The organism is Streptomyces wedmorensis (assembly GCF_000716445.1).
Taxonomy (GTDB): domain Bacteria; phylum Actinomycetota; class Actinomycetes; order Streptomycetales; family Streptomycetaceae; genus Streptomyces; species Streptomyces wedmorensis.
The window spans coordinates 14,761-38,288 of sequence record NZ_JNWK01000018.1 but is presented as its reverse complement, the minus strand read 5'-3'; the positions used below and the strand labels follow the sequence as shown (position 1 = coordinate 38,288).

Sequence of the window (23,528 nt, the reverse complement as noted above, 5' to 3'; positions counted from 1 at the left end):
ACACGCCCGAGATCCACAACTCAGTATGAACCCGTTGTCGACCACACGCATCTTCAGCGCTCCTCGCCCGCGCTCTCCTCCTTGAGCCTCTTCAGGAACAGCGAGTCGAGCAGCGTCCACTCGGTGGCGCGGTCGACGACTTCCACCGTGCGTCCGTCCAACGACGGTGTCTGCTTGGGGTCTTCCATCGGGCACAGCCACCACAGACCGTGCGGAAGCTGCGCAGGGCGCCGGGCGGCCTGCTGAAGGTTCACCAGCAGGTCGTGTCCGCCGCCGTCGAAGTAACGTGCCAGCAGGCTCGCGTTGTGGAAGAAGAGCACCGCCCTGGGGCCCGCTTCCTCGGCCCGCGTGGTGAACTGATCCGCCAGCCGATCGGTGACCCGCTGGACGTAGGAGCGCAGTCCGGGCTTCAGCTCGCCTCCGCTGGTGAAGGCGGCGTCCGCGCGCAGGACCTTGGTCCAGTCGGTCCCCAGTTCCACGGCCAGCGCCCGGAAGGCCGCGAGGAACTCGGCGTTGAAATCCACCGCGGTCAGGCCGAACTCCTCTGTCAGAGCGGCTGCTGTGCCCGGCAGGTCCGCACCCTTGAGCGTGAGGGCCAGAAAGCCTCCGCGCTCGGCGGCCCCCGTCAGCTTGGCGCGCACGACGGCCTGCGGATCGCGGCCCGCGGCCACCGCCGACCGTGCTTCCGCTACGAGCACGCTCGTACGCGTGTAGGTGGAGCTGGTCCAGCGGGTCCCCTCGACCGCCGGGGGGAAGAAACGCTTGCGTACGGTGTCGTACTCCAGCGGGAATCCCGCCTCGGCAAGCGCGTCCTCGATCTCGATGTGCGTGGGCGCTTCCGAGAGGGGCAGGGAGGGGAAGCGTGCCTTGACCCGGGCGATGAGCTCGCCGATGGAGAGGCCGACCTCACGGCGGACACCGGCTACCGCCTGAGAGATGCGAATGGCGCGGGCAAGACCGAGCCCCTTGGGGTAGATCTCCAGTCGCGGCGACGCGGAGGCATCCTGCGACACCACGGCCGCCAGCCCGACCAGGCGGGTGTCGGCCAGCGGGGTCATGCCCTCCGGCGCAGGCACCTCCCGAAGGGTCCGTACGACCGTGGCCCGGCCCGGCAGCGGGTCCTCCGCGGCCATCCGGTCGGCGGCCGCGCCGAGTGCCGCGGCATAGTCGGCCAGCTCCTGCGGAGTGGGATCGTCGGTGCCGGGCAGGGAGTCGAGCGCGAGCAGCACACGGGACCCCCGGCGCAGCACTTCGAGCCGCGGATCCTGCTCGTTGCCCCGCTGCAGTGCCTCGGCGTCCGCCGCCGCGCGGACGACGGCAAGTGCCTTCGCCAGCGTTCGCTCGGCGGTGTCGTCGCCGGCGCCATGGCGTACGCGAAGCTCGGCCGCGGCTTCCTGGACGGTCATCACGCGGCCCGCCTGGGCCAGGATCTGGACCAGCTCGTCCCGGACGTGCGTGATCCAGCCGGTGGTGGACCACTCCTCGATCGCCGCGACATGGTGCCGGGACACGGTGGGCTGGCTGCTGCCGAGGTGCTTGGCGATCAGCGTCTGCGGCGGCCAGGAACCGAGGGGAGAGAGGTCGCCTCCCTCCTCCTTGGTGCGAGGCAGCCCCAGAGTCAGGCGTACGACGTCGGGGCGCAGGTTGCCCTTCCGTGCGGGGCCCGGAGCGAGTCTGGCGGCCAGAGAGTCGACCGACTCGTTGGCGATCAGCCGCGCCTCGTCCTGCGGCGTGGATGCCAGAGCATCGGAAAGGGCTGTCTCCAGCGCAGTTGCGGGGCGCTCCGAGGTCACGGTCGGGCGCTTGAGCATCGCGGTCCACTGCTTGTGGCGCCGGTTCAGTTCCCTGCGCACGAGTGTGCCCGCACCTCGCGCGCGGGCGATGGTGTGCGGGGGCACGTCGAGGAGTTCGCCGACCGTCACCGCGCCCAGACCGTTGGCGACGGAGACGGCTCGCGGGGAGAGCCCGGCCGCGTCCAGGGCCGTGGTCGGCTCTGCCGCCGCCGCCGCGGTCTCGCGTGCTTCCTCCGTGGTCGCCGTCAGGGCGCCCACGGTGGCAGGAGTGGTGACCGGCTTCGCGGAGTCGGCGGTACGGAAGATCTGCCGCCAGGCGTCCTCCATCTGCTTGAACGTGTCGAAGCGTCGGTCGACGTCACGGTGCAGCGCGCGATGGAAGAACGCGGTGAGCCCGTCACGAAGCCCGGGCTCGAACAGCTCGGCGGCGACGAACAGTTCCACGTCCTCGCTCACTCGAGGATCGCTCTGACCGTCTCCCCACACGGGCCGCTCGCCGGAAGCCATCTCGTGCAGCGTCACGGCGGCCGCGTACCGCTCGGCGTGGTCGTCGTAGAGCGAGCGGCGCGCGCTGCCGAGGAACGGGTCGAGGTAACCGCGTGTTCCGGCGGTGATGTCTCGTTCGGACGCGTCGGCCAGCGAGAAGTCGAACAGCAGCAGCTCCCACGAGCCGTCGTCACGCTTGTGCAGCCCCAGGTTGTCCGGCTTGATGTCGCGGTGCCGCACGCCCTTGGCGGCAAGCTGGTCGAGCGCGATGAACAGGTCGTTGCCGTACCGCTCCAACTGATCGTAGGTGAGACGCCCTTCGCCGCGCAGTCGCGCGCCCAGGGAGGTCTCCCCCGCGTACTCGAGTTCCAGAACGGTATGGCCGGCGATCTCCCTCGGCTCCTCGAGCAGCCGGATGATCCGACCCCCGCCCACCGTCTTGAGGGCGGTCGCCTCCGCGTAAAGCCGTGCGTCCTTGTCCTGGTCGAGCGCGACCTTGAAGACCCGCTCCACGACGACGGTCTTGTCATCGGGCCCGACAGGCTCCTCGACCACTCGCTCGACCAGCAGTGCCCGTGCGGTGGCGCCGGTCCCGAGGACCCGCTTGACCGTCCAGACCTCGTCCACGGGCTGGCCGGGGAGTGCCGTCAGCGGATCGGTCTCCACCGTCGCGGGCTGGTCCGGGGTCGCGGCCTGTTGCTCAGCCTCGTCGAGGAGGTCGAGAAAGCGGTCGGCTCCGGGCAGCCGGTCCACGACCTCGGCGCGGGTGGCCCGGTAGATCAGGTCGTCAAGACTGTCCGAGAGTCCGTCGGCCACGGCGTACGGGTGCAGTCCGCCCTCGGCTGACAGCCTTTCGATCAGGGCACTGCGCTGAGGGGCAGGCGCCTCCCCCGTGAGGATCAGGTAGGAGACGGCGCCGAGCCCGAAGAGGTCGAGATCGACAGGGTCGGCGAACTCCTGGTCTGTTTCCGGGGCCAGGTAGACCTGGGCGGAGTCCTCGATCAGCCCTCCGTCGAGCGACGTGTCTCCGATCGAACGCATCGACGTGGTCTCGAAGTCACGTGCGGCGGTCTGCCAGTCGGTGATGCGTACGGCCGGAGCGGAGCCGTCTTCCTTGGCCGAGACGTACACCGATCGGGCTGACAGGGCCCGATGATAGAGCGACCGATTGTGCGCGTAGCGGAGGGCCTCGGCCAGCTGGCGCACGAGGTCGAGTCGGACCTCGGGTGTGAGCTTGCCGCCGTATGCCGCCAGGTAGGCGTCGAGCCGCAGATCCGAATGGCGATGGCGAAAAAGAATCGCCGGACCGCCTTGATGCTGATGAATCTGGGCAGCCTGGGCGATGCCTCGGTGGGTAATGCCCTGCAGTACCTGGTACTCGCGGCGGGCAGCTCGATCCGCGGCCCGCCGGGCGGCCTCGCCGGCCATCTGCTCGACGAGGTATATCCGGACCCGACCCTCCTCTTGGACAAGGCCGTCGACGCGGACCGCGAGACGGTCCTCCCAGCCGGGACCGGCGTCGAGCACGCTCGGCTCGAGTTTCCAGTCGTCACCGAAACGCAAATGGGCGGTGGAGTGGCTGATGCCGATCTTCTGCATCAGCTGCTCGAGCAGTTGCGAGGACTGCGGGGTGATGCGCCAGCTCTCCCGCTCCGGCGGCTTGCCGAGCAGGTCGTCCCAGATTCTGCCCAGGCCGCTCGCACCGTCGTTGCGGCCGTAGACGTTGATCCGCTGGAACTCGTCAAGTCCGCCGACCAGCCCGGAGTCGTGGAGGAAGACTGCGGGTTTGATGAAGGGGACGCGCCGCGGGTCGACTCCCATCGACCGAGCCGCCCGCTCCAACTGCCCCTTCAGCTCTTTGCATTTGAGATCGGTCAGATGCAGAGGATTCTTGAGGGTGCGCACCCGGTCTGCATGAAACTGCCAGGTGTCTCCATGATTGACGACGCGGCCGGGGTGTCCCTTGAGCTCGAGGAGATAGAGGCCTCCGGGGACGGCGATGAAGAGGTCGCACTCGTTGGTGCGCCCGGAGGCTGCGGTGAAGGAGAACGTGGCCCAGGCTCGATACGGCTCGGCCGACGGCATCAACTGCCGGATGTGGTCGAGCCCTTCCTGTTCCCAGGTGTGAGCGGACCGGCGGGGCTGGAACCAACGCTCCTTGCGCGGCATCCCTGGCTTGGGCGTCGCCGGCGTACCAGCTGCCGTCACGGTCCGACCTCCGCGGTGATTCAGTACGCCATGAGGCGCAAGGCTGCAGGTCACCGACCTTACCCGAGGCAGCCGCTTCGCGAGCGGCTCACTCCCCACAAGCCTATGGCCATGGACATTACAGGGCGTGCTAGCATCCCGGGCTATTTACGGAACCCGCCGGGCTGTCGAAGTCGGACCACGCCCCCACCGTAGGGAGAGCACGCATGCCTGCACGTCGAGCCGTAGCCGCTCACACCCCGGGGCCTGTCTCGTCCCGCCCCTGCTGCCTGCAGGGCCGCACCCATGAGGGCACAGCGCCGCACGGCGCCCCTCGCGCCTGAAACGTCGCCCGCATCGGCCAGAGCGCTGCCGGCCCCGTGCCCGAATACAGAGAAACGATTCGCTTCCGCCTGGATTCCAGCACTCCGATTCAAGGGCGCGAGCCCTCGTGGAGAACCGCACCACGACAGTCCTGGCCGACACCCCGACCGTCCGCGGAGTCCCGGACGCCCCCGTGCGCGTCCTCGCACCCCGTTTCCTTATCGCCGTACTTGGGAGCCCACACCTTGATTCGTGATTCCGTCGCCAACGCCGCAGCTCAGGGACTGAACGGCATGCTGTCCCAGCGACTGGCGGAACAGTTCACGCACGATCACGGACACAAACCGAACGCGGCTGAGGTCAAGTCGTGGGAACGCAGCCTGCCCGCCCTGATGAGCGTGCTGGTCGAAGCGGGACTTCAGGAAGTGACCGTGCTCCTGGAGTACGGGCTGCCGCTGACCAGTAAGCGCGCCGACGCGGTGCTGGCCGGCGTTCACCCGGGATCCGGGGAACCGTCCTATGTCGTCATAGAACTCAAGCAATGGAGTCAGGCGGCACCGGAGGACGGGGAGCCGCTGTTGTGTCGGGTCGACGCCTACACCCGGCCGGTGCTCAACCCCATCGCACAGGTGCGGGGTTACTGCGACTACCTCGCCTCCTTCAACGGAGCCCTGGCGGAGAAACCCGAGCGAATCGCGGGAGCAGCCTACCTGCACAACGCCACGGATTTCGGCATCGCAGGACTCTACGAGGTCGGCGAATCCGAGCGGGGGAGGCTGTACAGCGAGCAGCGCCGGGGCGCCTTCATCGCCTTCCTCCAGTCACGGCTCGCACCCACGAGTGGTGCTGTTGCCGCCGACGAGCTGCTGGCCGGCAAGACCGCCCCCTCGAAGACACTCATGGCCGTCGCCGCCCAAGAGGTGCGCGAAAGGGAGCAGTTCGTACTTCTGGACGAACAGCGCGTTGCCTACGAGACCGTGATGCGCGCGGTTCGCCATGCCGCCCAGGCGGACCGCAAGAACGTCGTCGTGGTCACCGGCGGTCCCGGAACGGGCAAGAGCGTCATCGCCCTCTCGCTGCTGGGTGAGCTGTACCGACAGGGGCGGCCGACTCTCCACGCGACGGGATCCCAGTCCTTCACGAAGACGATGCGCAAGGTGGCTGGGGCACGCAAGCGTGAGGTGCAGGACCTCTTCAAGTACTTCAACAGTTTCATGACCGCCGAGAAGAACGCGCTCGACGTCATCCTCTGCGACGAAGCCCATCGCATGCGCAGGACATCGGCGAATCGATACACCCCGGCGAGCCGGCGCAGTGACCGACCGCAGGTGGAAGAACTCATCGACGCCGCACGCGTTCCGGTCTTCCTCCTCGACGAGCACCAGATCGTACGGCCGGGCGAGATGGGCAACGTCGACCAGATCCGGGCGGCCGCCGCGACCAAGGGCCTCGACTGCACGGTCGTCTCCCTCGACAGTCAGTTCCGGTGCGGCGGCAGCGCCGCCTACCTCCGCTGGGTGCTGCGCCTCCTCGGGCTGTCGCCTGGCGACCCAGTGACGTGGGACCCGGACGACAAGATGGAGCTCAGGGTGGCCGAGACCCCCGACGAGATGGAGGCCTTTCTCGACAGCAAGCGGGCTCAGGGCCACAGCGCGCGCATGTCGGCCGGGTACTGCTGGAAGTGGACGAAGGAGACCTCCCCGGGTCAGGCGCTCCCCGCCGACGTCGTGATCGGCGACTGGGCCCGTCCGTGGAACGTCTTCGGCGATCGCGCGGTCGCCGGCGCGCCGCCGTCGGCGCTCTGGGCCACCGACCCCGCCGGCTTCGGTCAGGTCGGCTGCGTCTACACGGCACAGGGGTTCGAGTACGACTGGAGCGGGGTCATACTCGGTCCCGACCTCGTCTGGCGGGACGGGACGTGGGTGACGGACCGGGCGCAGTCGAAGGACCCTGTCTTCAGCCGGTCGACCCCTGACGACGAGATCGACCGCCTCGTCCGCAACACGTACAAAGTCCTACTGACACGCGGCATGATCGGGACAGTGATCTACTCCACGGATGAGCAGACCAGACAGAAGCTGCGCGAGCTCGTCTCCGGCTGAGGACTGCCGCAGGACAGTTCGCGAAACAGAAGCGAGCAGGTCATATGACCTGCTCGCCGCGCCACAAGCCCCACCCCCGGTGAACGCACAGCTCCGGGGGTGGGGCTTTGGTGTGGGGCCTGGTGGGGGACAGGGGACGTGACGGAACCGAGATATGCAGCTACCTAGCGGTAATAAGCCGGGGCGTGTCAGATTCCGCCATGTCACCGGCGCCGGCGGCTGTCCCCCACATCACTGCGTACCGCAGGAGCACAGCCATGCCTTCGTCCCCCCACCGTGCGCTGCGCGCACTCCTGGCACTGTGTACCGCCGCCGGGCTCGCCTCCGTCGCCGCCCCGTCCGCCCAGGCGTCCAACGGCAGCGGCCCCACCGCCGTCGTCGCCATGGGCGACAGCTACATCTCCGGAGAGGCCGGCCGGTGGCTGGGCAACAGCCTCACCAACTCCGGCAGCCGCAACGGCACCGACCGGGCCTGGACCGGAAGCGGATACGACCCGTCCCGGGTGTACGGGTCCACCGCCGGCGGCTGTCACCGCTCGGACACCGCCGAGGTGAAGAGCGCCGGACCGGTCGCGAGCTCCCTGATCAACCTCGCCTGCTCCGGGGCGACCACGAAGAACGTCATCCGCGCCTCCCAGGGCGGCCAGGCCTACAAGGGCGAGTCCCCGCAGGCGGACCAGCTCGCGGCGGTGGCCGCCGCGAACGACGTGGAGCTCATCGCGCTCTCCATCGGCGGCAACGACCTCGGCTTCGCCGACATCATCGCCACCTGCGCGAAGGACTACATCGTCTGGTACTCGTACTGCCACGACGACCAGCAGGCCGAGGTCGACGCGAAGATCGACGGCGTGATGGCGGACGTCGCCACGTCCGTCGACGAGATCCGGGCGGTCATGACCGCCGCCGGATACGCCGCGTCCGACTACCGGATCGTCCTCCAGTCGTACCCCTCGCCCATCCCCCGCGCCGCCGACAACCGGTACGGCGAAAGCGGCTGGACGCGTACCAACACCGGCGGCTGCCCCTTCTGGAACGCCGACTCCGACTGGGCGCGGGACTCCCTGGTCCCCCAGCTCGCCAACCGGCTGAAGGGCGTCGCCGCGGCGAAGGGCGTGCAGTTCATGGACCTGCGGGACGCCCTGCAGGGGCGTGAGGTGTGCGCGAAGGCCAGCAAGCAGGTGAGCTCCACGGTGCCCGCCTCCGCGACCACGAGCGAGTGGGCGCGCTGGATCGACAGCCAGAGCACCCAGGGACTCGTCCAGGAGTCGATGCACCCCAACGCCTACGGCCAGCAGGCCCTCGGCCGCTGCCTCGCGCTCATCCACGCCGTCCCGGCGGGGAACCGGAGCTGCCGGAACACCGCCGGATCGGGAGCCTCGGGCATGTACCTCACGACCGGCTGAGGCCCCGGAGGTGCCGGGCGCCTGCGGGGGCCCGGTTCAGGGCATCGTGATGCCGAGGGGGGTGAGGACCCGCTGGGCTTCGTGACGGTCGGCCGCCGTCATCGCGCGGACGAGGGCGGCGGAGCCGCCGGGCCAGGAGGCCGCCGCCTCGTCGAAGGCGGTGCGGCGGGACTCCAGGGGGCCCTTCTTGCCGGGCAGTGAGTCGAGGACGTACAGGGCGCGGGCGGAGGTCCCCACCTGGATGGCGTCCGCCGGCTCGTCGCGGTCGCGGAGGGCCTGGAGGGCGTACGCGCCGATGACCGGGTCGCGGAGGGCTCCGCGCAGGGCGTCGGCGGGGGCGGAGGCGCTGTCCAGGACGGCGAAGAGGCCCCGGACGGCGGCCGCCTCGGCGGTGCCGGCGTGGACGGTACCGAGGGCGGCGAGCAGGGCCGACCAGGCCTCGGCGGAGTCCCCGCGCGCGTGGAGCCAGTCGGCAAGCACGCGCGCGGCGACGCCCGCGGACCAGCCCTCGGCAGCGGCGACCACGACCGGCGCGCTCCACGCGGCGGCCTGGGCGGCGTCGGGCGCGGCGACCCCGCGGACCCCGAGCAGGTACCGCACGACGCCCGCGCCGCGCGGGGTCAGCCCGAAGGCGTCACCACTGCGGAACACCAGGCCCGTGGCGGCCAGCCGGTCGACGGTCGCCGCCAGCTCCCCGGCCGGTCCTTCGAGCCGGGCCCGGTCGGCCTCGTCCAGCTCCGCCGTGCCCAGGAGCCGTACGAGCTCCGGCACGGGCGGCGTCGCGTACTCCGCGGGCGCCTCCGCCGGCACCGCCACGGGCAGGTCCTCCAGCGCCGGGTCGACGGCCCAGTCCTCGTACTCGGCGGCCTTGCGGGCGACGGACTCCGCGAGACACCCGCGCTGGTAGACCACGTACAACAGGTGCGGAGCCTCGCCCCCGTAGGGCTCGAACTCCTCCTCCGCGAGCTCCTCGACGGCGGCGATGAGCACGTCCGCGTCCGCCTCGACCGCACCGGGACCCGCCCCGGTCTCGACGGCGGGCGGCGGGGGTACGGGCGTGGCGGAGTCCCCGTAGTAGTCCAGGTGCTCGTCGAGGAGCGCGTCGGCGAGCACGAGGTGGGGGAAGGCGTCGGGTCCCGGTGCGAACCGCGCGTACGGTCCGGCGAGCTGCTCGGCGAGCCCGGCGGCGGTCCACCGGTCCTGGAGCGCGGCCGCCACCTGCCCGATGCCGGTCGCGACGGCGTGGTCGGTGAGCAGCGGCCCCGTGGGCGGCGGCGCCTCCGCGTCCCTCACGTACGCCCTGGTCAGCGCCTCCGCCAGCAGGACGTCCGCCAGCGCCGTCCGCCCCATCAGGTCCGCCCGGTGCACCCCGTCGGGGAGCGGCGCCCCGTCCAGGGCGGCGAGCCTGCGCCGTACGTCCTCGGCATCGCCGAGGTCGGCACCGCAACTGCGCAGCAGCGAGGCGTACCAGCGGTGCCAGGTGAGGTTTCCGGGGTCGTTCATGGCCCGCTCGAAGTCGGGGGCCGCCTCCGCGACCACAGTCGCGACCCGCTCTCCGCGCCCGCCGTCGAACCGCGCCGCGAGCGCCCCCAGGACCGCCGGATACGCCGCGAGTTCGCCCGGCGGCGCGTACACGAACGTCGGCAGGTCCTCCATCAGCAACTGCCGCACGAGTCCGGGTGTCGGTTCGGGCACTCCCGTGCCCCGGTCGGCTCCCCGGAGGGAGAGAAGACCCAGCACCGCCTCGGCGGCGCGCGTGAACACGGGGTCCCGGCGCTCGGGTGTTCCGTCGAGAAGTTCGAGGAACCTGTCGAGCCCGGTGTTGGTGAGTACGGTCTCGGCCACGCTTCCCAGGGTAGTTCCGGGCCGGTCCTTCCGGGCGGCAAGGCACCTCGACCAGGTGTGTCGGCGCGGCGGGCGGAGGGTGCGGGGCTTGGTTCCGGGGGGGTGCGGGGTGCTCGGGCGGTACGGGGCGGGGCGTGGGTGGTGCGGGCGCGGGTGGCGCGGGTCAGGGGTTTCGGCGGAGTTCGCGGGCGACGTGGGTCAGGTGCTGGAGGTGGCCGGCGCAGATCCAGGCGTCCGGGTGGCCCGTGCCGGGCGGGCCGCTGCCGTCGGCGCAGGCCTGGAGCCAGCGGTCGCCCAGGCTGTAGGCCGCTCCTCTGAAGTCGGCGGTGTCGACGATCTCGCGGGCCTGCGCGCGGACGGAGAGGTGGTGGCCGGGACCGTCGGCACGTATCTCGCCCACGAGGAACGTACGGGTGGTGGTGTAGCGCAGTGCCCCGCGGAAGGGGTCGTCCCCCGTGTCCGAGACCCGGTCGGCGCTCGCCGGGTCGTGCGCTCCGTAGTCGCCGTACAGCGGCTGGGGGCGCTGCCCGCCGATGGTGTGACGCAGGAGGTCGCGGAGGTCCCGGTCGGCCCGTCCGGTCTCGGTGAGGGGTGAGCCGTACCCCTCGGGGTGGACTCGGGGGAAGGAGCCGGCGAGCACGACGACGGATCGCCAGGGGTGGAGCGGCACGAGGAGGTCCAGGACGTGGAGCGCCCGGTGCAGGGCGGGGTGGTCGGCGCCGTCGACCACCCGGCCCAGGTCGAGGAGGAGGTCCAGGGGGCAGCGCGCGAACGCGATCCGGTGCAGGAGGCGGCTGACGCCTTCCACCCACCGCTCGTCGGCGTCCGCCCGGGCCGCGCGGACCCGGACGCCGAGACCGCTGCCGCCCGCGGCTGCGGCTTCGGCGCAGGCCACCTGTTGCCACGCCGCGCGCTCGGTGCCGGTGACCGGCCGCAGTGGCGGCGGGCCCACCTCGAAGGCCTGGGGCCCGCCCTCCACATGGCAGGTGTCGACCCAGGCGGGGCGGCCGCCCTGGACCTGTGCGATGTCGGCGAGGGCGCGGCGCAGGTGGTCGCCGAGGACGGTGGCGTCGGGGTCACGGCCCGGGGGCGGGACGGTCCAGAGCGGCGCGACGGCCCCGCGGACGTCCGGCGTCAGCCCGCCGTACGCGGCGAGCGCGCTCCGCCGGGCGGGCAGCGCGGGTACGTAGATCGGCTCGGTCGTCGGCTCGGTCATCGGCGCCCCCCAGCAACCCGTCGCATCCCCTGATCGCAGGGTGGGGGGCGACGGTCGACGGGGAAAGGGTGCGATTCCGGCCAATGTCCGCGGAGTTGACGCCGTCGGGTCGGCGCTTCGGACGCGGTGGTCGGCGCTTCGTGCCTCGGCGGTCGGTGCCGCGGGTCCTGGTGGTCAGCGCACGGCGACCGTTCGCGGTGCCGAGAAGTCGCCCCAGGTGCCGTCCGGGAGTCGGGCGCGGAGGGTGATGGTGTAGCGGGTGCCCGGGAGGTCGGGGACGGGGAAGGCGTAGGTGGCGCGGCCGGGGGGTGGGGTGGTGCCCCAGATGATGGTGGTGGCGAAGCGGCCGTTGAGGTGGAGTTCGTGGTGGGTGACGGGGGCTCCGGTGTTCGGCGGGGTCCAGGTGAGGGTGATCTCGCCCTTGGCGGCCGTGGCGGTGAGGTCCTCGGGGGCGGTGTTGGGGGGCGCACCCGGGGCTGGGGCGGTGGTGAGGTCGGCCGGGGCGCTGTCCGGGGACGAGTTCTCGGCGGCGTCGCGGGCGCGGACGGTGAACGCGTAGGCGGTGCCGGGGCGCAGGCCGGTGAGGTGGGCGGTGGTGGCGGTGCCGGGGACGGTGTGGACGCGGGTGTCGGCCTGGTACACGTCGTACGCGGTGACCCGGGTGTCGTCGTGGGCGGGGGTCCAGCGGAGGGTGACGGCGCGGCTGCCGTCGGGGGTGGCGCGGAGGGCGGTGGGGGCGCTGGGGGGTGTGCGGTCCTCGACGGTGGCCGGGAGGGTGGTCGCGGTGACGGGGGCGCTCGGGGGTGAGACGTTGCCGGCGGCGTCGCGGGCGCGGACGGTGAAGGTGTGGGAGGTGGCGGGGGCGAGGCCGATGACGTCGGTCATGAGGGTGGTCGCCGGGAGGTCCTTGACCTTGCGGCCCTCCCGGTAGACCGCGTAGCCGGTGACGGCTCGGTCGTCGCCGGCCGCGCTCCACATGACGTGGACGGTGCCGGCGCTGCCCGCGGTCGCGGTGACGCCGGCGGGGGTGGTGGGGGCGCGGGTGTCCTTCGCCTCGGGTGCGGCGGGGGCGGAGCAGGCGGTGAGGACGAGCGCCAGGGCGAACCCGAGGGCGGTCGACAGGCTTGCGGCGAGCGGGCGTTGCACGGGCCGGCCTCCGTCCGTCGAAAAGGTCCAGACCTATATCGCACACTCGGCGACACCCTCGCAAGACCTGCGACGGAGGGCGTTGTCAGTGGGGTGCGCTTCACTGTGATGGTCACGCTCTGTAACCATGACTGGGGGAATCATGACGGACCGTACGACCTATGTGACCTTCGCCGGGGTACGCCGCCGCGGCTGGACCGACGCGATGGTGCGGGACCTGCTCGGCACGCCCGACGTACAGGGGCGCGATCCCCGCCGCTGGTCCCTCGCGCCCGTCCGGCTCTACCTCCTGGCCCGGGTGGAGACCGTCGAGCGGACCCCCGAGTTCGCGGAGACCTCGGTGCTGTCCCCCGCCCGCTCCGCTGCCGCCGCCGCGCACGCCCGGCGGCGACGGGCCGCCGTCCTCGCCGCGATCCGCACCGAGCCGATCGAGGTGCCCCGGCTGCCCGGCCCCGAACTGGAGCGCCGTGCCGTCCGCCACCGGCATCTCCTCACGGGCCGAAGTCCGGCCCCGCGCCGGTCCCCCACGCTCCCGCCCGAGACTCCGCCGGGAGTCCCCGCCGGGTCCCTGGTGCGCTGGCAGGTGAGCTATCTGCGGCACGCCCTGTCACGGTACGAAGCCCTGCTCGACGGCCTGTACGGCGCGACCGGCCGCGGCGAGGCCGAGCGGTTGCTGCGGCGGCGGCTGTACGAGGCGATCGCCGCCGCGTACCCCGCACTGGCCCACGAGTGCCGTCGCCGCATCGCGGCGGAGCGGTGAGCCGGCGACCCGGCGCGGGCCGGGCGGAGGGTCGGGCCGCGGAGCGGGTTCGGACGGCGCTCGTGTGCTGGTTTCAGGCCGTCAGCATGCGGGTGATCGCGCGGATCGCCGCCGGGATCGGAGCGACGACCGGGATCGCGCAGCGCGCGCGGAGTTCGTCGGCGGCCTCGCCGAGTGGGCCGCCGCCGATGACGACGGCCCGGGCGCCGTCGCGTTCGGCGCAGGCGCGGACGGCCCGTTCGAGCCGGTCGAGGAGGAGGGCCGGGTCGGCGGAGAGGCGTTCGGGGGCGCCCGCGGTGAGCCGGAGGCCCGTGTACCGGTCCGCCAGACCGAGAGCCGCCACACGCTCGGTGATGGCGTCGGCGAGGAGCGGGGTGGTCGTGGCGATGCCGAACGGAGTGCCGTCCGCCGCCGCTTCGGCCAGCGCCGCCTCCCCCAGACCCACCACGGGAACCTCGGTCGCCGCGCGGAGCTCCTCGACCCCCGGGTCCCCGAACGCGGCGACGAGGAGCGCGGCGCAGTCCCCCTCGGCCACCGCCCGCAGTCCCGCGGCGAGGACCTCGGGGGCCGCGGCCCGCAGCGCGGCCGGGTCGGTGAGCATGCCGGGGCCACGGGAGACGGTCACACCGCGCACGGCAAGGGCGGCCGGGGCGTGGACCGGGTGCGCGCAGGCGGCGGGGGCGTGGGTCGGGTGCGTGCGGGCGGCCGGGGCGTGGACCGGGTGCGTGCGGGAGGCAGGGGCGTGGGCCGGGTGGGAGCAGGTGGCCGGGGCCGGAGGTGGGGGTGTGGTGTCGAGGCTGCGGCGGGCGATGGTGGTCATCATCGCGGTCGTGGCGGTGGAGGTGTTGGGGTTGACGAGCACCACGGCCCCGGGCCCCGCGGCGTGCGCGGGGACCGGGGCGGGCGGTGGGGTGGGCAGCGAGTTCAGTGGACGTGCGCCGCCTTCGCGGAGTGGTGGCCGGAGATCTCCTCGCCCGGCTCCATGGGGGCGGTGACGTCGTCGTCGTCGCGTCGGCGGCCGAGGTGGTTGAAGACCACGTTGAGCAGGACGGCCGCGACGCAGCCGGTGGAGATGCCGGAGTCCAGGATGATCTGGGCGGTCTCGGGGAAGGCGTGGTAGAAGTCCGGCTTGGTGATCGGGATGATGCCGACGGCCAGGGAGACGGCCACGATCAGCACGTTGTTGTCCTTCTCCAGGCCCGCCTTGACGAGGGTCTGGATGCCGCTGGCGGCGACCGAGCCGAAGAGGACGACGCCCGCGCCGCCGAGGACGGGCCGGGGGACGACCGAGATGAGCGAGGCGGCGACCGGGGAGAGGCCCATCAGGACGAGGAAGCCGCCGCCGCAGGCGACGACGAAGCGGCTGCGGATCCGGGTCATGGCGACCAGGCCGATGTTCTGGGCGAAGGCGCTGCACATGAAGCCGTTGAACAGGGGGCTGATCGCGGAGCCGAGGGTGTCGGCGCGCAGTCCGGCGGCGATGGTCTTCTCGTCGGCGGGCCGGTCGACGATCTCGCCGAGGGCCAGCATGTCGGCGGTGGACTCGGTCATGGAGACCAGCATGACCACGCACATGGAGATGATCGCGGCGAGCGCGAACTGCGGTGCGCCGAAGTGGAAGGGGGACGGGAAGCCGACGATGTCCGCCTCGGTGACGGGGGTGAAGTCGGTGACGCCGAAGGGTATGGCGATCAGGGTGCCGATGACGAGGCCGACCAGGACCGCGACCTGCTTGAGGAAGCCGCGGGTGAAGCGGCGCAGCAGAAGGACGACGACGAGCGTGATGCCGGCGAGGGAGAGGAAGGTCGTCGAACCGTAGTCCTCGGCCTTGGGGTTGGGCCCTTGGGCCCAACCGAAGGCGACCGGGAGGAGGGAGACGCCGATCAGGGTGATCACGGTGCCGGTGACGACCGGAGGAAAGAAGCGCACGAGCCGGGAGAACCACGGTGCGGCGAGGAATCCGAGCAGTCCGGCGACGATGATCGCGCCGAAGATGACGGGGAGCGCGTCGGCCTTGTTCTCGGTGGTGTCGACGATCGCGAGCATCGGTGCGACGCCGGCGAAGGTGACGCCGTTGACGAACGGCAGCCGGGCGCCGATCTTCCAGACGCCGAGGGTCTGCAGGAAGGTGGCGAGGCCGGCGGTGAAGAGGCTCGCGCCGGTGAGGAAGGTGAGTTCGGTGCCGGAGAGGCCGACGGCCGCTCCGACGATCAGGGGCGGGGCGACGACGCCCGCGTACATGGCGGCGACGTGTTGAAGGCCGCTGGTGAGCATCTTGAGTGGGGGCAGCGTCTCGTCGACCGGATGCTTCTCACGGTCTTCGGGGGCGGAGCCTGCGTCTGGTGCATTGCGAACCTGGGGCTTGGCGGCCACGGCGGTTCCTCCGGTCGGTTACACGTCGGCGGTGACGCGGGGTTCAGGGAGGTGGTGCGATGCGGTGCGAAGTGCAGGAGGTGCGGCTCGTTGCGGGTGGTGCGGGGGGTGCGCGTGGAGAGGAGGGCGCGCGGGACGGGTGCCGGGTGGGGGTGCGGGCACGTCTCACCGTCCCGGGGGTGCCGTACGTCTTCTTCGTACGGCACCGCCCGGTCCGGCTGCCGCGGACCCCGCTCGGGTCCGCGGCGACCGACCGAGGGCCGTCCCCCTCGGTCGGACTCCGTGGGGAGGATCAGCCCTGGGCCGTGATGCGGGCCAGGCGCTGGGCCTCCGCGCGCGCGTCGCGCGCGATCTGGTCCTCGTCGGCGAACAGCAGTCGGTTGTTCTCGACGATCTGCTTGCCGTTGACGAAGGAGGCGGTGACCGGGGCCGCGGCGCCGAAGACGACGGCGGTGACCGGGTCGGCGATCGAGGAGTGGCCGAGGCCGTCGATCTTCCAGAGGACGAAGTCGGCGAGCTTGCCGGCTTCGAGGGAGCCGATGTTGTCGGCGCGGCCGAGGACCTGCGCGCCGCCGTAGGTGCCGAGGCGCAGGGCCTGGCGGGCGTTGAGGGCGGCTTCGCGGTGGGCGCCGAGGCGGTTGATGAGGAGGGCGTTGCGCAGCTCGGTGTGGAGCTCGCCGGACTCGTTGGAGGCGGTGCCGTCGACGCCGAGGCCGACCGGGACGCCGGCCTTGAGCATGTCCGGTACGCGGGCGATGCCGGCGGCGAGGCGCGCGTTGGAGGAGGGGCAGTGCGCCACGCCGGTGCCGGTGCGGGCGAAGGCGGCGATGTCGGAGTCGTTCATGTGGACGCAGTGCGCCATCCACACGTCCTCGCCGAGGAAGCCGGTGGACTCGAAGTAGTCCGTCGGGCCCATGCCGAAGAGCTCGTGGCAGAACTTCTCCTCCTCGACGGTCTCCGAGCCGTGGGTGTGCATGCGCACGCCGAGCCGGCGGGCCAGCTCGGCACCCTGCTTGAGCAGCTGGGTCGAGATGGAGAACGGGGAGCAGGGGGCGACGGCGACCTGGGTCATCGCGTCGAAGGAGGCGTCGTGGAACTTCTTCACCGTCTCCTCGGTCGCGGCGAGCGCGCCCTCGGTGGTCTCGACCGCGAAGTCCGGCGGCAGGAAGCCGTCCTTCTCGCTCATGTCCATCGAGCCGCGGGCGAGGGTGAAGCGGACGCCCATGTCGGAGGCGGCGCCGATGATGGCGCCGGACAGGTCGCCGGAGTTCTTCGGGTAGACGTAGTGGTGGTCCATGGCGGTGGTGACACCGCCACGGGCCATCATCGCCAGGGAGCCCTGGGCGGCGACGCGGACCATCGACTCGTCGATGCGCGACCAGGTCGGGTAGAGCGCGACCAGCCAGTTGAAGAGGTTGTGGTCGGTGGCCAGACCTCGGGTGATCCACTGGTAGAAGTGGTGGTGGGTGTTGACCAGACCGGGCGTCACCAGGTGGCCGGTGGCGTCGATCCGGCGGACCACGTTCTCCAGGCCCTCGGGTGCCTTGCCGGCGCCGATGGACTCGATCTTGTTGTCGGCGACGACGAGGTGGCCGGAGGCGTACTCGGTGTCGTTCGCGTCGACGGTCGCGATCGCCGCGTTCTCGATGACGATGCGCTGGGCTGCCGAAGGTGCTGCCATGGCGGTGCTTCCTTCATTCCTCGGGGATGGTTCGGGCACGGCAGGACCCTAGGAGGATTTGAGTGCCGGAGCGGTGTGACGGCTCCGGGTGCCGAGATGGTGGAAGAACAGGTTGAGCAGGACGGCGACGAGCGCGCCCGCGCTGATGCCGGAGCCGAGCACGGTCTGTGCCCAGGCCGGGAAGCCGGCGTAGAAGGTGGGAGCGGCGAGCGGGATGATGCCCGCTCCGAGCGCGACGGCCACCAGGATGATGTTGGAGCTGTCGTCGAGTCCGGCTTCCGACAGGGTGCGGATGCCGCTGACCGCGATCGAGCCGAAGAGGACGATGCCGGCGCCGCCGAGGACGGGCATCGGGACCGTCGAGACGACCGCGCCGAGGACCGGGAAGGCACCGAGGACGATCAGGGCGCCGCCGGCGACGGCGACGACGTACCGGGAGCGGACCCGGGTCAGCGAGACGACGCCGACGTTCTGGGCGAAGGCCGAGGTCGGGAAGCCGCCGAAGACGGGGCCGAGCAGGGTGGCGATGCCGTCGGTGCGCAGGCCGCGGGTGATGGTCTTCCCGTCGCTGCGGCGCTCGCAGATCTCGCCGAGGGCGAGCATGCCGGCGCTGGACTCGGTCATGAGGACCAGCATCACGATGCAGAGCGAGAGGATCGCGGCGGGCTGGAACTCGGGGGCGCCGAAGGCGAAGGGGGTGGGCAGGGCCGCGACGGGTGCCTCGCGCAGGGCGCCGAAGTCCGCCATGCCGAAGGGGATGGCCGCGAGGGTGCCGATGAAGAGGCCGAGCAGGAGGGCGATCTGCTTGACGAAGCCCTTGCCGAAGCGCTGGAAGAGCAGGATGACGACGAGGGTGAAACCGGCGAGGGCCAGGTACTTCATGGCGCCGAAGTCGGCGGCGGTCTTGTCGCCGCCCTGGGCCCAGCCGACGGGCACGGGCATCAGGGTGACCCCGATGAGGGTGATGACGACGCCGGTGACGAGCGGCGGGAAGAAGCGCAGGAGCCTGCCGAAGAAGGGTCCGACGGCGAGGCAGAAGACGCCGGCGACCATCACCGCGCCGTAGATGGCGGGGAGTTGGTGCCCGGGGGCGCTGGTCTCGGCGATGGCGAGCATCGGGGCGATGCCGGCGGAGGAGGCCGCGTTGACGAACGGGAGCCTGTTGCCGGCGAAGCGCCGGATGCCGAGGGTCTGCAGGATGGTGGCACAGCCGGCGATGAGCAGGCTTGCCGCGATGAGCCGGGTCATTCCGGCGGCGTCGAGGCCGACCGCCTGCCCGATGATCAGCGGAGGGGTGACGACACCCGCGTACATGGCGGCGATGTGCTGGAGCGCCGCGGGGGCGAGCCGCGAGGCGGGGAGCTTTTCGTCCACCGGATGGACCTGGGGGGTGGTGTCCGGCGGGGTGGAACACGGGCCTTCGGCGGATGCCGGCCCCATTGCAGGCTGTGCCATGGAGGTTCCCTCCGGTCTGGTGCGGCCCCGCCCGACTGCGGGCGGGCGGGACCGTCACTCAGATGCCGCTTAGAGGTTGGTCATGTCGACCGGGATCAGCGCCGTGGCTCCGTCGCGGAGGACGGTGGCCTCGATGAGGCCGTACATGCGGTCGGCGGCGTAGTAGACCTCGTTGTCGTTCTTGAGGCCGAAGGGCTCGAGGTCGACGAGGAAGTGGTGCTTGTTCGGGAGCGAGAAGCGGACCTCGTCGATCTCCGAGCGGTGGTTGATGATGCGCGTGGCCATCTGGTAGAGCGTCTGCTGGAGGGAGTACGAGTACGTCTCCGAGAAGGCCTCGAGCATGTGCTTCTTGGTCTGCTCGTAGGACCGCTCCCAGTTGGGCATGCGCTGCTCGTCGTCGGTCCAGTTGAACCGCCAGCGGGCGGACACCTGGGTGGCCAGGATGCGGTCGTACGCCTCCTGGAGGGTGGTGTACTGGTCCTTGATGTAGCCCCAGAACTCCGAGTTGGTGGAGTTCATGACGACGAGGTCCTTGAGGCCGGAGATGACCTCCCACTTCTCGCCGTCGTAGGTGATCTGGGTGACGCGGGTCTCCTGGCCCTTGCGGGCGAAGGAGTGGTTGACCTCGTCGGCGCCGATGAACTTGGAGTTGGCGTCGGAGGGGGCGATGCGCTCCCAGGCGTACTCCTCGATCCGGATGCGCGCCCGCTTGATCGGCTCCTGGCTCGTCACGAAGTGGCGGGCGAGGTGGATGCCGAACTGCTCGGCGGACTCGATGCCGTACTCCTTGGCGAACGCGAAGACGGTGTTCTTCGTCGTGTCGGTGGGGAGGCAGTGGGCGTTCGAGCCGGTGAGGTGGACGTCGTCGAGGTCGCCGGAGAGGGCGACGGAGACGTTCAGGTCCTTGATGTGGTGGGTGGCGCCGTCCCGCGTGATCTTGACGACGCGGTTCTCTGCTTTGCCGTACTGGTTCTGGCCGAGAATCGTGGGCATGTCTGCTAGCTCCCTCGGTAAACGGAGTAGCCGAACGGGTTGAGCAGCAGCGGTACGTGGTAGTGCTCGCCCGGCTTGACGGCGAACGTGATCGCCACCTCCGGGAAGAACGCACCGCTGTCCCTTACGCGGGGGGCGTCCTGCTGCGCCTCGGCTTGCTTCTTGGCGAAGTACGTCTCGGTCTCGAAGTCGAGACGTACGTGGGTGGTTTCTTCCGGCAGCGCCGGCAGGTCCTTGCAGCGCCCGTCCGCGTCGGTGGCGGAGCCGCCGAGCGTGACCCACTGCGCGTCGGAGCCGCTGCGGGCCGCGAGCGTGATGGCCACGCCCTCGGCCGGGCGGCCGATGCTGGTGTCCAGGATGTGCGTGGACACCGAGGCGGTGGTGTCGGTGCTCATGCGGAGCTCTCTTCCTCGGGGGTCTCGGGGGACTCGGGGGACTCCACGAGACGGGTCAGCCGGATGCGGTTGATCTTGCCCAGTTCGGTGCGGACGATCTCCCGCTCCTGCTCGGGCGCGTTTCCGATCCGCTCGCGGACCGCGTCGCGCATCTGCTCGCCGGTCCTGCCGGTGGCGCAGATGAGGAAGACATGACCGAACTTGTCCTGGTAGGCCAGGTTGAGTTCGAGCATCTCGGCCTTGAGCTCGGCGGAGGCGCCGGCCATCCCGCTCTGTTCGCGGGAGGAGGTCGGGTCCCCTTCCTTCGGACGACCGATCGGCGGGTGGCCCGCCATCGCGTCGGCCAGGTCCTCGGCGGTCAGCTCGGCCATGGCGGCGTCGCTGGCGAGGAAGAGGGCTTCGGCGGTGGCGTACGGGCGCTGGGCGAGGAGCTTGCTCCCCCACGCCGAACTGGAGCACACCTCGTGGAGCGCGGCGACGGCCTCGCTGTCCGCCGAGGTGTTGAACCGGGCGAGGCCCGGTGTCGTTCCTGAAGTCACGGGAAGCCTCCGTGGCTGTTTTTCGCTGTGCGTCGGACGGGCTGCGGATAGCTAACGCCCTCCGCAACACAACGTCAACACTTTGTTGAAAACTCGGCCACACAAAAGCCGTCGTCCCGACATCCGGGCGACGGCTTGTGGCCACACATGATCAACTACTCGCCTTTGGCGGTCTTTTCCCTGTTCAGGGCGGTCTCCCTGTTCAGGTAGTTGTACACGGTGAACCGGCTGACACCCAGTGCCCCGGCCACCGTCTCCACTCCATGGCGTACGGAGAACGCCCCGCGCGCCTCCAGGAGACGGACGACCTCCTGCTTGGCCTTGCGGTCGAGTTCGGCCAGTGGCATCCCGTGCCGCCGCTCCATCGCCGCGAGGATGTGGTCGAGGGAGTCGGACAGCTGCGGCAGCCGTACGGCGAGGACGTCCTCACCCTCCCAGGACAGGACGACGTCGTCGGCCTCCGCCTGCGCGGGGCCGAGCAGCTCGGCGCCCATGGCGTCCACCAGGGGCTTCACCGCCGCCACCAAGGGATGCTCGCTCACTTCTCCCCCTCACCGATCACATTGACCTGGAGCGAGACGCGGGTGGCACCGGCCGCGAGCGACTTGCGCAGCAGCGAGTCGACCGCGGTGAGCACCGCGTCGGCGCCGCCTTCCGCCGTGTTGCCGAAGGGGCCGACGTCGACCGCGTCCAGTTCCGCCGACTGGATGACCTCACGGGCCACGACCGCGTGCGCCGGCGCCTCGTCGAGGTCGAACGGCTCGGTCGTGAACTCCACTCTCAAACGCACCATGGCCCCAAACTACGGCCCCGATCCGGCCGACGGGAGCCCCGGACCTGCGGGGACCTCTTGACAAGTGAGGCGGCCCCCTTGCAACATTCCGTCAGACAGAAAGTTACTTCCGCAATACGGAAGGAGCGCCGCCCCTCATGGCCCGCTTCTCAGTAGGCGCAGGCACGGACCAGCGCTTCGATGTGAACCTGTCGATCCTCTTCACGGAACTCCCGCTCCTGGAGCGCCCCGCGGCCGCCGCCGCGGCGGGCTTCACCGCGGTCGAGCTGTGGTGGCCCTGGATCGACACCGCCACCCCCGAGCAGAGCGAGCTCGACGCCCTCAAGAAGGCTCTTGAGGACGCCGGCACCCAGCTGGTGGGCCTGAACTTCTACGCCGGGCAGCTCCCCGGCCCGGACCGCGGAGCCCTCTCCGTACCCGGCGAAGAGTCGGACCGCTTCCGCGCCAACATCGAGGTCGCCGCCGACTTCGCCGCCTCGGTCGGCTGCAAGGCGCTCAACGCGCTCTACGGCAACCGCGTCGAGGGCGTCGACCCGCAGATCCAGGACGCCCTCGCCCTGGAGAACCTGGTCCTGGCCGCCCGCGCGGCCGACCGGATCGGCGCGATCCTCCTCGTCGAGACCCTCAACAAGCCGGAGTCGCCGCTCTACCCGCTGGTGAGCGCCCCCTCCGCGATCGAGGTCATCGACAAGGTCAACGCGGCCACCGGCCTCGGCAACGCCAAGTTCCTCCTCGACATCTACCACCTGTCGATGAACGGCGAGGACGTCAGCCAGGTCATCGCGGAGTACGCGGCCAAGACCGGCCACGTCCAGATCGCGGACAACCCGGGCCGCGGCGCGCCGGGCACCGGCGAGCTCCCCCTGGAGCAGCTGCTCGACGAGCTGAGGAAGGCCGGTTACGACGGCTGGGTCGGCCTGGAGTACAAGGCCGCCGACGCCGCCGCCTCCTTCGAGTGGCTGCCCGCCGAGGCCCGCCCGGCCCGCTGACGCAGGCCACCTCCCCGTATCACCTTGTTTTGAGAGGCACCCTCATGAGCAATCTCCCCAAGATCGCGTGGATCGGTCTCGGCATCATGGGCTCCCCCATGTCCGAGAACCTGCTGAAGGCCGGCTACTCGGTCACCGGCTTCACCCTTGAGCAGGACAAGCTGGACCGGCTCGCCAAGGCCGGCGGCGCCGCCGCCGCGTCGATCGCCGAGGCCGTCAAGGACGCCGACGTCATCATCACGATGGTGCCCGCCTCCCCGCAGGTCGAGGCCATCTCCTACGGCCCCGACGGCATCCTGGAGAACGCCAGGCAGGGCGCGCTGATCGTCGACATGTCGTCGATCACCCCGCAGACCTCGGTCGACCTCGCCAAGAACGCCGCCGAGAAGGGCATCCGCGTCATCGACGCCCCGGTGTCCGGCGGCGAGGCCGGCGCCATCGAGGCCGTGCTCTCGATCATGGTCGGCGGCGAGCAGGCCGACTTCGACGAGGCCCTCCCGATCCTGGAGGCCCTCGGCAAGACCATCGTGCTCTGCGGCCCGCACGGCTCCGGCCAGACGGTGAAGGCCGCCAACCAGCTGATCGTCGCGGTCAACATCCAGGCCTGCGCCGAGGCCGTCGTCTTCCTCGAGAAGTCCGGCGTGAACCTCCAGGCCGCCCTGGACGTCCTCAACGGCGGTCTGGCCGGCTCGACCGTGCTGACCCGCAAGAAGGACAACTTCCTGAACCGGGACTTCAAGCCCGGCTTCCGGATCGACCTGCACCACAAGGACATGGGCATCGTCACCGACGCCGCCCGCAACGTCGGCGCGGCCCTCCCGGTCGGTGCCGTCGTCGCCCAGCTCGTCGCCTCCCTGCGTGCGCAGGGCGACGGCGGCCTGGACCACTCGGCCCTGCTGCGCGCCGTCGAGCGCCTCTCCGGCCGGCAGGTCTGACCCACCCGCCCCCTCATGGGGCCCCTGAATTCCGGTCGGCGGCGGCGCTGACACCTGTCCTGTCGCGCCCAAGGCGTCGCCGTCGGCCGGAACACCTCACTTCCTTTTCAACA

Annotated in this window: 18 protein-coding genes; 5 read left to right on the top strand and 13 right to left on the bottom strand. The window is 71.1% G+C overall.

Annotation, left to right across the window (positions count from 1 at the left end; genetic code table 11):
* Positions 1–53: 53 nt before the first annotated feature.
* Positions 54–4,487: a BREX system serine/threonine kinase PglW gene (pglW, locus tag OO54_RS16695; RefSeq protein WP_033203924.1), complete on the bottom strand. Its 4,434-nt coding sequence runs from the start codon at positions 4,485–4,487 to the stop codon at positions 54–56.
* A gap of 596 nt (positions 4,488–5,083) precedes the next feature.
* Between pglW and OO54_RS16690 the strand changes: the two genes are divergently transcribed.
* Both OO54_RS16690 and OO54_RS16685 read left to right on the top strand, forming a co-directional pair.
* Positions 5,084–6,892: a DUF2075 domain-containing protein gene (locus tag OO54_RS16690; protein WP_051786990.1), complete on the top strand. Its 1,809-nt coding sequence runs from the start codon at positions 5,084–5,086 to the stop codon at positions 6,890–6,892.
* A 257-nt stretch (positions 6,893–7,149) separates the two neighbouring features.
* The gene (locus tag OO54_RS16685) at positions 7,150–8,295 is read left to right on the top strand and encodes a GDSL-type esterase/lipase family protein (protein WP_033203920.1); all 1,146 of its coding nucleotides are present in this window, start codon (positions 7,150–7,152) and stop codon (positions 8,293–8,295) included.
* 36 nt (positions 8,296–8,331) lie between these two features.
* Here the strand turns inward: OO54_RS16685 and OO54_RS16680 are convergent, their stop codons facing one another.
* From OO54_RS16680 to OO54_RS16670, 3 genes are all read right to left on the bottom strand, one after another.
* A complete protein-coding gene (locus OO54_RS16680; RefSeq protein ID WP_033203918.1) occupies positions 8,332–10,140 on the bottom strand; it encodes a hypothetical protein in 1,809 nt (602 codons plus the stop codon).
* A gap of 163 nt (positions 10,141–10,303) precedes the next feature.
* Entirely contained in the window at positions 10,304–11,356 is a 1,053-nt protein-coding gene (locus OO54_RS16675) for a beta family protein (RefSeq protein WP_033203916.1), read from the bottom strand.
* A gap of 174 nt (positions 11,357–11,530) precedes the next feature.
* The gene (locus OO54_RS16670; RefSeq protein WP_033203914.1) at positions 11,531–12,502 is read right to left on the bottom strand and encodes a fibronectin type III domain-containing protein; all 972 of its coding nucleotides are present in this window, start codon (positions 12,500–12,502) and stop codon (positions 11,531–11,533) included.
* A 142-nt stretch (positions 12,503–12,644) separates the two neighbouring features.
* On the opposite strand from OO54_RS16670, the gene OO54_RS16665 reads away from it, so the two are divergent.
* Positions 12,645–13,262: a hypothetical protein gene (locus OO54_RS16665; RefSeq protein WP_033203912.1), complete on the top strand. Its 618-nt coding sequence runs from the start codon at positions 12,645–12,647 to the stop codon at positions 13,260–13,262.
* Positions 13,263–13,335: 73 nt separating this feature from the next.
* Here OO54_RS16665 and OO54_RS16660 read toward each other — a convergent pair whose 3' ends face one another.
* From OO54_RS16660 to OO54_RS16620, 9 genes are all read right to left on the bottom strand, one after another.
* Positions 13,336–14,127, bottom strand: coding sequence for an aspartate/glutamate racemase family protein (locus OO54_RS16660; protein ID WP_033203910.1), 792 nt, complete (start codon positions 14,125–14,127; stop codon positions 13,336–13,338).
* Between the two features lie 59 nt (positions 14,128–14,186).
* Positions 14,187–15,635 carry a nucleobase:cation symporter-2 family protein gene (locus OO54_RS16655; protein ID WP_033203908.1) on the bottom strand — a complete coding sequence of 483 codons (1,449 nt, stop codon included), beginning with the start codon at positions 15,633–15,635 and terminating at the stop codon, positions 14,187–14,189.
* Positions 15,636–15,927: 292 nt separating this feature from the next.
* Positions 15,928–17,316: an 8-oxoguanine deaminase gene (locus OO54_RS16650; protein WP_017236878.1), complete on the bottom strand. Its 1,389-nt coding sequence runs from the start codon at positions 17,314–17,316 to the stop codon at positions 15,928–15,930.
* A 48-nt stretch (positions 17,317–17,364) separates the two neighbouring features.
* Positions 17,365–18,771, bottom strand: coding sequence for a nucleobase:cation symporter-2 family protein (locus OO54_RS16645; protein WP_033203906.1), 1,407 nt, complete (start codon positions 18,769–18,771; stop codon positions 17,365–17,367).
* A 69-nt stretch (positions 18,772–18,840) separates the two neighbouring features.
* Complete coding sequence (gene pucL / locus OO54_RS16640) at positions 18,841–19,764, bottom strand: factor-independent urate hydroxylase (RefSeq protein WP_033203905.1); 924 nt, start codon at positions 19,762–19,764, stop codon at positions 18,841–18,843.
* Positions 19,765–19,769: 5 nt separating this feature from the next.
* Positions 19,770–20,159 carry a hydroxyisourate hydrolase gene (gene uraH, locus OO54_RS16635; RefSeq protein WP_017236881.1) on the bottom strand — a complete coding sequence of 130 codons (390 nt, stop codon included), beginning with the start codon at positions 20,157–20,159 and terminating at the stop codon, positions 19,770–19,772.
* A complete protein-coding gene (gene uraD / locus OO54_RS16630; RefSeq protein WP_033203903.1) occupies positions 20,156–20,698 on the bottom strand; it encodes a 2-oxo-4-hydroxy-4-carboxy-5-ureidoimidazoline decarboxylase in 543 nt (180 codons plus the stop codon). Before uraD ends, uraH begins: the two co-directional genes overlap by 4 nt.
* A gap of 155 nt (positions 20,699–20,853) precedes the next feature.
* On the bottom strand, positions 20,854–21,192 hold the full coding sequence (locus OO54_RS16625) for a helix-turn-helix domain-containing protein (protein WP_051786996.1): 339 nt from the start codon (positions 21,190–21,192) through the stop codon (positions 20,854–20,856).
* A 44-nt stretch (positions 21,193–21,236) separates the two neighbouring features.
* Complete coding sequence (locus OO54_RS16620; protein WP_033204009.1) at positions 21,237–21,488, bottom strand: YkoF family thiamine-binding protein; 252 nt, start codon at positions 21,486–21,488, stop codon at positions 21,237–21,239.
* 140 nt (positions 21,489–21,628) lie between these two features.
* Between OO54_RS16620 and OO54_RS16615 the strand changes: the two genes are divergently transcribed.
* Together OO54_RS16615 and OO54_RS16610 are read left to right on the top strand one after the other, a co-directional pair.
* The gene (locus tag OO54_RS16615; protein ID WP_033203899.1) at positions 21,629–22,480 is read left to right on the top strand and encodes a TIM barrel protein; all 852 of its coding nucleotides are present in this window, start codon (positions 21,629–21,631) and stop codon (positions 22,478–22,480) included.
* A 44-nt stretch (positions 22,481–22,524) separates the two neighbouring features.
* The gene (locus OO54_RS16610; RefSeq protein ID WP_033203897.1) at positions 22,525–23,415 is read left to right on the top strand and encodes a 2-hydroxy-3-oxopropionate reductase; all 891 of its coding nucleotides are present in this window, start codon (positions 22,525–22,527) and stop codon (positions 23,413–23,415) included.
* Positions 23,416–23,528: the final 113 nt, after the last annotated feature.